Source organism: Segeticoccus rhizosphaerae (genome assembly GCF_009192725.1).
Lineage (GTDB): Bacteria > Actinomycetota > Actinomycetes > Actinomycetales > Dermatophilaceae > Segeticoccus > Segeticoccus rhizosphaerae.
Window position 1 is genome coordinate 1 of the sequence record NZ_VOHR01000126.1, and the last position, 10150, is coordinate 10150.

Sequence of the window (10150 nt, forward strand, 5' to 3'; positions counted from 1 at the left end):
CGTCCACGGTCACGCGCCCGACCCGGCCCTGCTCGCCGAGGTCGACGTCGTGCACGCCCACGTGTCGACCATGTCGGTGCTCGCGGCCCGGACCGCCGAGGCGGCGGCGAAGGCGGGCGTGCCGGCCCTGGTGACCGTGCACTCGATGTGGTCCGGAGCGGGTGCGTTCTTCCGGGCCACGGCGCTCGCCCGCGACTGGGACACCCTCCCGATCCAGTGGGCCGCCGTCAGCGAGGCTGCCGCCGGACCGCTGGGCAAGGCCCTTGGCCCCTCGCAGCCGATCCTCATCCTGCCCAATGCCATCGAGACCAGCGCCTGGACGCCGCAACCGCGGGTCGAGCCGCGCGAGGCGGTCACGCTCGTCAGCGCGATGCGCCTGGTCCGCCGCAAGCGGCCCTTCGCACTGCTGGGGATGCTGCGTCTGGTCCGGAGGCTCGTGCCCGACGAGATCCCGCTGCGCGCCGTCATCGTGGGCGACGGCACCTGGCGTGCGGCCATGCAGCTGCGCCTCGATGCCACCGGGATGCGGCACTGGGTCGAGCTGCCCGGCTCGCTCGAACGGCCCGCGATCCACGACCTCTACCGGTCGGCCGACATCTACCTGGCGCCTGCCAACCTCGAGTCCTTCGGCATCGCCGTGCTCGAGGCGCGCACGGCCGGACTCGCGGTGGTGGCCAAGCGCTCCACCGGCGTGGCCGACATCATCACCGACGGCATCGAGGGGCACCTGGTCGACTCCGACCGGGCCATGGCCGAGCAGATCGCCCGACTGTGCCGCGACGACGCCGCGCGGGAGACCATCCTGCGGCACAACCGCGCCACCCTGCCGGGCTACGACTGGTCGGCCGTCCTGCCGCTGATCGACAAGGGGTATGCCGCGGCAGCCGCCCGCTCCGGCCGGCACCGCTCGAGCCGGACCCGCACCAGCGTCGACGTGAGCCTCGGCGGTCGCTGACCGTCAGTGTGCCGCCCGGGCCGACCAGCCCGGCATACAGGCAGCACGTCGGTGCTCGTCGCGGGCGGCTTTGCTCAGCTCGGACCGCTTCCGGCGGGTTGAGACGCGGCCTGAACTGAGCACGCACCCGGCGCAGCATGGCAACCCGCGCTGGCGAAGGTCGGCCAGACCTGCCGCTCGCCCCGGGTGACTCGAATTGCCGAAGACCAACCGCATGGCCCTTCCACACGTCATACGGTGAGTCAAACAGCATTCGGGGAACGACACCAGCTGCGGATCCGCGACCGCGGTGCCGCCCTCCATGAGCACGATGGAGAACGACCATGGGCAAGCTCGTGGCAGCAGGAGTCCTGGCGGCGGCACTGACCGCGGCACCGGCGATCGGCGCGGTCCCACAGTCGGCCGCAGACGCCTCGCCGGTCGGCATCCACAACCGTTCGGCCTCCGCCCTCTTGAGCCGGATGACCCTGCAGCAGCGGGTGGGCCAGCTGTTCATGGTGGGCGGCGCCGCCGCGGGGGTCAGCAGCGCGACGAGGTCGGCGTTGACCACCTACCACGTCGGCAACGTGATCCTCACCGGACGCAGCACAGCCGGCGTCACCGCGACCCGCAAGGTCAGTGACGGGCTGCAGCGGCTCTCGACGCACCAGACCGACGCCGCCGCGAACCTCCTGGTCTCCACCGACCAGGAGGGTGGCTACGTGCAGGTCCTGCAGGGCCCGGGCTTCTCCCGGATGCCGACGGCGCTCACCCAGGGCACCTGGTCGGACTCGACGCTCTACCGGTCCGCGCGGGCGTGGGCCTGGCAGCTGCGCAGCGCCGGGGTCAACGTCAACCTGGCGCCGGTCATGGACGTCGTGTCGAGCTCGTTCGCGCCCTACAACCAGCCGATCGGCTACTACCAGCGGGAGTTCGGCCACACGCCGAGTGTGGTGGCGAGCAAGGGCGGCTGGTTCCTGCTGGGCATGCGCTCGCGCGGGGTGGGCACGACGGCCAAGCACTTCCCGACGCTCGGTCGGGTGCGCTACAACACCGACACCCACTCCGGCGTCGTGGACCGGACGACCTACGCCAGCTCCACCTGGCTCAACCCCTTCAAGACGGCGATCGCCGACCACAGCAAGTTCGTGATGGTGTCGACCGCCTACTACGAGCACATCGACCCGAACCACCCGGCGGCCTTCTCGCACACCATCGTCACCGACCTGCTGCGGGACAAGCTGGGCTTCACGGGGGTCATCGTCAGCGACGACCTCGGCAATGCCAAGCAGGTGCAGGCCCGGAGCCCGGCCACCCGGGCGATCGAGTTCATCGACGCCGGAGGGGACCTCGTGCTGACGGGCAACACGACGACCCTGCCGAGCATGGTCAACGCAGTGGTGGCCAAGGCGGAGAGCAACTCGGCGTTCCGCGCCCGGGTCAACCAGTCGGCGCTGCGGGTGCTGCAGGCGAAACAGTCCCTCGGGCTGCTCAGGTGGTATGCGCCGCTCACCGTGAACGGGCGCATGGACGCCGCCACGGCCAGCGCGCTGCAGGTCTACCTGCTCTCCACGAGGACGGGCAGCTGGGACACCAACACCCGCGAGTGCCTGCAGCGCGTCATCGGGACGGGCGTCGACGGCGTGTGGGGCCCCAACTCGCAGGCGGCGCTGCAGAACTTCCTCGGCATCAGCCACGACGGGTCGAGCTCGCTGAACGCGCGCACGGTCGCAGCCCTGCAGCGCTACCTCAACCACCAGCGCTGAGCTCCGGCTGGTCCTCCTTAGATCGGTTTGGCTACAGCCAGGTCTCGATCACGGCGATGGACCCGGGCGACTTGGCGAACTTTCGGTCGTCGGTGAGCAGCGGCATGTCCAGGGACTCAGCCAGAGCCAGGTAGAACGCGTCGTATGCCGTGTAGTTGTCACGCAGCGCCAGCACTCGCCGCTGGTGGGGCTGCATCGGATAGCGGACGATGGGCAGATCCCTGAAGTCATCGAGCATCTGCTCGGCGCGTTCGTCGGTGATTCGGATCGACGGTTTGGAGGTCAGCAAAAGGCCCCGTATCGCCGACGTCACCTCGGCATCGATGAGCGCCGGCGCGTGGACGTGTCGTTGTCCGACGAACCTCTCACGCAGTTCGGCATCGCCACGCCGGTTTTGCACGAGGCGAACGACGATCGAGGCATCGACGACAACCGTCATCTCACCGACGATCTTCGTCGATGAATGATCTGATGTCTTCGCCGCTTGCCTCGACGGCGCTCCGAGAAGCGATCCGCGCCAGCACCTCCGTCATGGCCGGACGAGACGTGTCCTCGTGGATCAGTTCCCGCAGGTAACTCGACAGCGACATGTTGCGAGCCGCCGCGCGTGCACGCAGCGCCTGGGCGTCCTGCGACGGGACGTCGCGGACCTGAAGAGTCTCGGTGCTCATGGTGACAGGGTACCGAATGTTCATGAACTCTGCATGCACTCGCTGTGGAAGCACCGCCCGGCTCGGTCGCGGGGGATCTGGTGGGCAGGCGCAGGGGCGGAAGGTCAAGGGCACGACTGAATTTGGTCAAGGTTTGTCCAGCGGCGTGCTGAGCATTCCTTACCCCTGGTGCAAACACGTCGGCAACAGTTGTCGGCTGGGGTTTCGGGGAGCAGGATCGGGAAGTTCCTGTCCATTCCCCGAAGGGAAGAAGCATGTCTCGACGCTCAAGGGTCGGCACGACCCTGGCGATAGCGACTGCCTGCACCACCGGCCTGCTGGCGTTCCAGCCCGCGTTCGCGACCGGTGGCCCATCCAGCCCTCGCAGCACGACCCATACCTCCTCGCCTTCGGGCAAGGGCCACTCCGCGGACAAGGCGGAGCAGCAGTCCACGATCGACGTCCGGCAGGGCACGAGCAGGGCGGCCAGGAAGGCCAACACCCGCAAGTCGGCACTGCTGCAGGCGAGGCCCGCGGTCCGCGAGCTGTCCCAGCAGCTCGGCACCCAGTCGGTCATCGACATCGACCCGCTCACCGGCACGCCGCGGCAGGTCAGCCGGCTCGACGGCCTGCTCACCGGCCCGTCGGCGTCGTCCGCCGCCAGCATCGCGCTGTCCTACGTCCGTGACCACGCGGCCGTCTTCAAGCTGAGCACGAGCGACCTCGACCACCTCGAGCTGGCGCGCGACTACGTCGACATCGCGGGCATCCGCCACCTGTCCTTCGTCCAGAAGGTCGACGGCGTCCCGCTGTTCGGCAACGGCCTCAAGGCGAACGTCACCAAGGACGGCCGGCTGATCAACGTGACGGGCTCGCCCGTCGCCGGGCTGCACTCGCCCGCCTCGGTGCGGGGTGGCCTCAGCGTCAACGAGGCGATCCGCGCGGCCAAGAAGGACGTCGGCGAGGCAGATGTGGCGCCGGCCAAGGGCGACAGTGGCAAGGAGGTCCTCTTCCAGACTCCGGGCGGCACCCGCCGGGCGATCCAGACGGTGACCATGTCGGCGTCCCAGCCGACGCTTGCCGTGATCGATGCCGAGAGCGGCCGGGTGCTCTACCGCGACTTCCTGAGCTCCGACCTCGTGGATTCGGCTGTCGGCCAGGCGCGGACGGAGGTCCCGGCCAAGAACGGACCGAACACGCGCAAAGCGGCGAAGCAGGTGAGGGCCAAGAAGCAGGCGGCCAGGGTCTTCGACTGGTATCCAGGTGCCCCGGGCTCGGGCGGCAAGACGCACCGGGTCAACCTCAACAAGAGGGGTTGGCTGCCGCGGGGGTCGGTCGTCCTGTTCGGCAACAACGTCCACTCCTACAGCGACGTCAACGACAACAACGTCGCGGACTCGGGCGAGGAGATCGCGCCGACCGGCAGGAAGGGCTACATCTTCCCGCTGGTGAGGACGTCCCCGCCCAAGGACGTCGACCGGTGTGCGACGTGGGCCTGCACCTGGCTGCCCGAGACGCCGTTTTCCTGGCAGGACAACGAGTCCCGCACCGGGGTGCAGAACTTCTACTTCATCAACACCTGGCACGACTACCTGGAGAAGGCGCCGATCGGTTTCACCGAGGCCGCAGGCAACTTCCAGCAGGTCAACTCCAGCGGCCAGGGCAAGGGCGGCGACCCGGTGCACAACGAGTCGCTGGACGGTGCGGACACCGCGGACGGCCTGCCCGACCTGCGCCACATCGACAACGCCAACTTCGCCACCCCGCCGGACGGCATCTCGCCGACCATGCAGATGTACCTGTGGAGCGCTCCGCACTACATCGACCGGTTCATCCCGACCATGGGCTCGGACGAGGCGGACATCGTCTTCCATGAATACACCCACGGCCTGTCGCACCGGCTGGTCACCGACGCCAACAACAACCCGGCGCTGGACTCGGTGCAAGGCGGCTCGATGGGCGAGGCGTGGAGCGACTGGTATGCCCAGGACTACCTGGTCAACCACAAACTGCAGCAGGACGCCGCCACCGACGGTGACGTCACGCTCGGCGTCTACGTCGGCGCCGGCAAGGGCATCCGCAGCGAGGGCATCGACTGCCCGGTCGGCTCCGCCGCCGCGGCGTGCCCGGGCACCGAGGGCACCGCGCCCGGCGGTTACACCTACGGTGACTTCGGCCGGATCTACGACGCGACGGGCGACGTGCATGCCGCGGGTGAGATCTGGGCCCAGACGCTGTGGGACCTGCGCACCGCGGTCGGGCCCAAGCTGGCCGAGTCGCTCGTGACGCGAGCCATGGAGCTGTCGCCGACCTACCCGTCATACCTGGACATGCGCAACTCCATCCTCCAGGCGGACGAGGCGATCTACGGCGGCCAGCACGTGAAGAAGGTCTGGACGGTCTTCGCGCACCGCGGGATGGGCTTCTTCGCCGGCACCGTCGACGGCAACGACCTGCACCCGGTGGAGGACTTCAACACGCCGCCGCCGGCGGACACCCCGCGCGGCACGGTCACCGGCACGGTCACCGACCAGTCGACCGACGATCCAGTCGCCGGTGCCACGGTGGCGTTCGGCGGTCACAACTCCGGGTTCCCGGGCGACTACGCCGCCACGACCGCTGCGGACGGCACCTACACCATCGAGGGGATCATCCCCGGCACCTATCCCGACGTCTTCGTCGGTGGCGCCGGCTACGACTCCCAGGTGACGACGCTGTCGGTCGGCCGCGGCTCGACGACCAAGGACTGGTCGCTCGTGCGTGACTGGGCGGCTTCAGCCGGTGGCGCCTCGGTGACCGATTTCACCGGACCGGACTACACGCCATACGGCTGTGGTCCCTCGTCGATCATCGACCAGTCGCTCGGCCAGGGCTGGGGCAGTGACGCGGCCGACGGTGGGCAGTACGTCGTGATCAAGCTGCCGCAGGCGGTCGACATCAGCACGGTGGCGATCGACCCGTCCAACACCTGTGGTGACGGGCCCGAGGCGGCCACGGCCGGCTACACGGTCGAGACCTCGCCCGACGGCACGACGTGGACGATGGCCGCGCAGGGCACCTTCGGCGCGGGCAACCTCGGCAAGCTCAACCCGGTGACGCCGAGCGCGGGCGCGACGGGGGTGCAGTACGTGAAATACACGATGCTCGACCCGCAGGGTGGGCCGGATGTGCAGTTCCTCGACTCGAGTGAGGTCGAGGTCTACGGGGCGCCCAGCGGCGGCTGAGCGGCGCGCGTCCGGTCGGTGCCGGGTCGGCTGCCTGCAGAGGGATGCCGGCCCGGCACCGACGTGTCACGGCCCCGATCCCACGGTCGCCGAAGGGATCGGTCAGTCGATGACGACCAGGACGTCGCCCTCCTGGACCACGTCGCCGGGGGTCACCCGCACGTCGGTGACGGTGCCGGGCTCCTCGGCCACGACGGGGATCTCCATCTTCATCGACTCCAGCAGCGCCACCTCGTCACCGGCCTGCACCGAGCTGCCGACCCGGACGTGCACGAGGGCGACGTTGGCCACCAGGTCCGAGGCGATCCGCTGCGTCATGCCGCCGACTCTACGGGCAGCGTGTCTTCCGGGCGGCACGCCGACGAGGTGAGGCGTGACCCGGCCCGCCTAGCCTTGGGCCATGCGCATCGACCTGCACACCCACTCCACCGCGAGCGACGGCACGGACAGCCCGGCGGAGCTGGTGCGGGCGGCTCGACGGGCTGGCCTGGACGTGGTGGCGATCACCGACCACGACACCACGGCGGGCTGGGCCGAGGCGTCGGCGGAGGCCGAGCGACTCGGCATCGGGCTGGTCCGCGGCATCGAGATCTCCTGCGCGCACCGGGGGACGAGCATCCACCTGCTCGGCTACCTGATCGACCCCACGCACCCGGGCCTGCTCGCAGAGCTGGAGAAGACACGGGTCAGCCGTGAGACCCGCGCGCAACGGATCGTCGAGCGCCTCGCCCGGGACGTGCCGATCACGTATGACGAGGTGCTCGCCCAGGCGCGCGACGGCTCGACGATCGGTCGGCCGCACATCGCGGACGCGTTGGTGGCGGCGGGGATCGTGGCCGACCGGGACGTGGCGTTCGCCTCCTACCTGCGGGACGATTCGCCATACTTCGTCTCCCACTACGCACCCCACGTCGTCGAGGCGGTGCGGCTGGTCCGTGAAGCGGGGGGCGTGCCGGTGATGGCGCACCCGTTTGCGGCGGCGCGGGGACGGACGGTGGGCGACGAGGTGATCGAGGAGATGGCGGCGGCCGGTCTGGGCGGGCTGGAGGTGCACCACCGCGACCATTCGGCCGAGGCGGTCGCGCACGGCGACGCGCTGGCGAGTCGGCTCGGACTCCTCGTCACCGGGTCAAGCGACTACCACGGCACCGGCAAGCTCAATCAGCTCGGCGAGCGGACGACTCCGCCGGAGACGCTCGCGCGGATCCGGGAGCTGGCCGGCACCTGACCTCTGCGTCGTCCTCGGCCTCACGACGAATTCGCCCGTGGCCGCGGCACCGAATGCCATGCGTCCCGTGCCATGCTTGGCTCGCTCTTCGGGGGCTGACCCAGATCGTGATGGACGACCGTTCGTGAAAGAGGGATCGCATGGCTCGCCGGTTCGGTGCCCGGCTCGCGTGGCTCGGCGTGTTGGTGATGGCGCTGTCGCTCAACCCGACCGCGCTTGCTCCCGCCTACTCCGCCACCACGAGCTCCGTCGCCGGCTCCGGCGTGGACCACCAGGAGCTCCGGACGGTGAGCTACCGGGGCATCCAGGTTGAGGTGCCCTCGACCTGGCCGGTCCACGACCTGACGTCCGCCCCCGACACCTGTGTGCGGTTGGACCGCAACGCCGTCTACCTGGGTGCTCCCGGTGCAGACCAGGACTGCCCTGCTCGGGCGATCGGTCGGTCCGACACCGTCTGGCTCCGTCCCGCCAGCCCGCAGGCCCGGTCGCTGCCCCGCTCCTCCGCGAAGGTCGGCGGACTCGACGCGGTCGTCCGCTCGGACGCCGGCGGACACGTCAAGCACGTCTCGTTCACCGGCCGAGGAGTCGAGGCCGAGGTCTCGTGGGCTGCCGACCCGACCGTGGTCGACCGCGTGCTCTCGAGTGCGTCGCCCACCTCCACCGCGTCGTCGGCGCAGCCGTCCACGTCCGACCGCGCGTCGGCCGAGGGCACCAGCCGCGACCTGGCACGCACCGCGAGCCTCTCCACGGCGACCGCACCGGCGCAGTCCACCGCGGGCGGTATGGGGTTCGACACCTGTGCTGCCCCCTCGACCGCCGTCATGGACGACTGGCTGTCCTCCCCCTACCGCTCGGTCGGCATCTACCTCGGCGGGTCGATGCGCGCCTGCCCCGACGGCAACCTCTCCGCCGCCTGGGTGGACCAGGTCAAAGGGATGGGTTGGGGCCTGATGCCCCTGTGGGTGGGCCCGCAGGCGCCCTGCGTCATCCAGGACAACCTCGCCCACATCGACCCGGCCCAGGCGGCGGCGCAGGGCAAGGCCAACGCCGCGGATGCGGTCACTCGGGCACAGTATTTCGGCCTCGGTGCGGGCACTCCGATCTACTACAACATGGAGGGCTACGCCCGCGGGGACGCGGCGTGCACCGCAACGGTGCTCACCTTCGTCACGGCGTGGACCAACGAGCTGCACCGGCTCGGCTACGGCTCCGGGGTCTACGGCGGCAGCGGGTCGCTCATGGTGGACATGTCCAACGCGGTCGGATCCAGCGGTTTCGCACCGCCGGACGATGTGTGGTTCGCGCACTGGAACGGCCTGCAGACCACCTCCGACTCGGCCTCCTACCCGGACTTCCGTGACGGGTACTGGTCGAGGCACCAGCGGCTGCACCAGTACAACACGCTGACCCAGAGCTGGGGCGGCTCGACGATCAACATCGACGCCAACTGGCTCGACGGCGCCGTCGCCGGCCGGGCCGTGCCGGTCAGTTACGGCACTCGCACGTATGGCCCGGGAAGCACGTCCTTCGTCTTCACCGGCAAGATGGACTACTGGCGCAAGAACGACCCCTACGGGCGCCGGGCGATGTCCTACTGGACCCATCCGAGCAGCGACGGCACCGAGTACAACGGTGCCACCTGGTCGCCGAGGCTGTCGCGTGGGCTCTACCGTGTCTCGGCCAGCATCCCGGAGACGAATGCGACGGCCCAGGCCCACTACACCGTGACCGATGCGAAGGGCGTGACCGACAAGGTCGTCGACCAAGGGGCGGTCACCTCGGACGGCGTCGAGCGGTACACCTCGCTCGGCACCTATCTGGCCCGCTCCGGCAGCTCCGTCACCGTGCACGTGGCCGATGACGGCCCCGGGCCGACGACGGACAGGATCGGCGTGGACGCCATGCGCTTCGAGCTGGTGGCGACCGTCCCGGGCGCACCGACCTCGGTCTCCGCCGTCGCCGGCAACGCTCGCGCGACCGTGAGCTGGTCTGCCGCCCCGTCCAACGGCAGCGCGGTCACCGGCTACACCGTGACCGCGTCCCCGGGTGGGGCGACCGCGCGTGTCTCCGGTTCCGCGAGGTCCGCCGTGGTGTCGGGTCTGACCAACGACACCACCTACACGTTCACCGTGCGCGCGACCAACGTCGTGGGGACCGGTCCGGCCTCGCAGCCGTCCAACGCCGCGCGGCCCTCCGCCTGGGGCTTGTTCCACGCGGTGGAGCCGGTGCGGGTGTTGGACACGCGGTCCGGGGAGACGGCGAATCCGCGGCGGACGGCGTTGGCTGCGGGTGAGAGCGTGCGGGTCAGGGTCGCCGGGGTTTCTGGTTCGCCGGTGCCGGCGGGTGCG

The 10150-nt window shown here is 70.0% G+C and carries 8 protein-coding genes; 5 read left to right on the forward strand and 3 right to left on the reverse strand.

What is annotated here, in order from left to right; translation table 11 throughout:
• Together FRW57_RS11500 and FRW57_RS11505 are read left to right on the forward strand one after the other, a co-directional pair.
• On the forward strand, positions 1 to 955 hold a 955-nt coding region (locus FRW57_RS11500), incomplete at its 5' end, for a glycosyltransferase family 4 protein (RefSeq protein ID WP_152186036.1).
• Between the two features lie 323 nt (positions 956 to 1278).
• Complete coding sequence (locus tag FRW57_RS11505; RefSeq protein WP_152186037.1) at positions 1279 to 2700, forward strand: glycoside hydrolase family 3 N-terminal domain-containing protein; 1422 nt, start codon at positions 1279 to 1281, stop codon at positions 2698 to 2700.
• Between the two features lie 31 nt (positions 2701 to 2731).
• Here FRW57_RS11505 and FRW57_RS11510 read toward each other — a convergent pair whose 3' ends face one another.
• Both FRW57_RS11510 and FRW57_RS11515 read right to left on the reverse strand, forming a co-directional pair.
• Complete coding sequence (locus FRW57_RS11510; protein ID WP_152186038.1) at positions 2732 to 3139, reverse strand: type II toxin-antitoxin system VapC family toxin; 408 nt, start codon at positions 3137 to 3139, stop codon at positions 2732 to 2734.
• 1 nt (position 3140) lies between these two features.
• Positions 3141 to 3371: a hypothetical protein gene (locus FRW57_RS11515; protein WP_152186039.1), complete on the reverse strand. Its 231-nt coding sequence runs from the start codon at positions 3369 to 3371 to the stop codon at positions 3141 to 3143.
• Between the two features lie 254 nt (positions 3372 to 3625).
• On the opposite strand from FRW57_RS11515, the gene FRW57_RS11520 reads away from it, so the two are divergent.
• Complete coding sequence (locus FRW57_RS11520) at positions 3626 to 6574, forward strand: M36 family metallopeptidase (protein WP_152186040.1); 2949 nt, start codon at positions 3626 to 3628, stop codon at positions 6572 to 6574.
• A gap of 102 nt (positions 6575 to 6676) precedes the next feature.
• Here FRW57_RS11520 and FRW57_RS11525 read toward each other — a convergent pair whose 3' ends face one another.
• Entirely contained in the window at positions 6677 to 6892 is a 216-nt protein-coding gene (locus tag FRW57_RS11525) for a biotin/lipoyl-binding carrier protein (RefSeq protein WP_137119561.1), read from the reverse strand.
• A gap of 82 nt (positions 6893 to 6974) precedes the next feature.
• On the opposite strand from FRW57_RS11525, the gene FRW57_RS11530 reads away from it, so the two are divergent.
• Together FRW57_RS11530 and FRW57_RS11535 are read left to right on the forward strand one after the other, a co-directional pair.
• Complete coding sequence (locus FRW57_RS11530; RefSeq protein WP_152186041.1) at positions 6975 to 7802, forward strand: PHP domain-containing protein; 828 nt, start codon at positions 6975 to 6977, stop codon at positions 7800 to 7802.
• 140 nt (positions 7803 to 7942) lie between these two features.
• Positions 7943 to 10150: glycoside hydrolase domain-containing protein (locus tag FRW57_RS11535; protein WP_152186042.1), on the forward strand; the 2208-nt coding region annotated here is incomplete at its 3' end.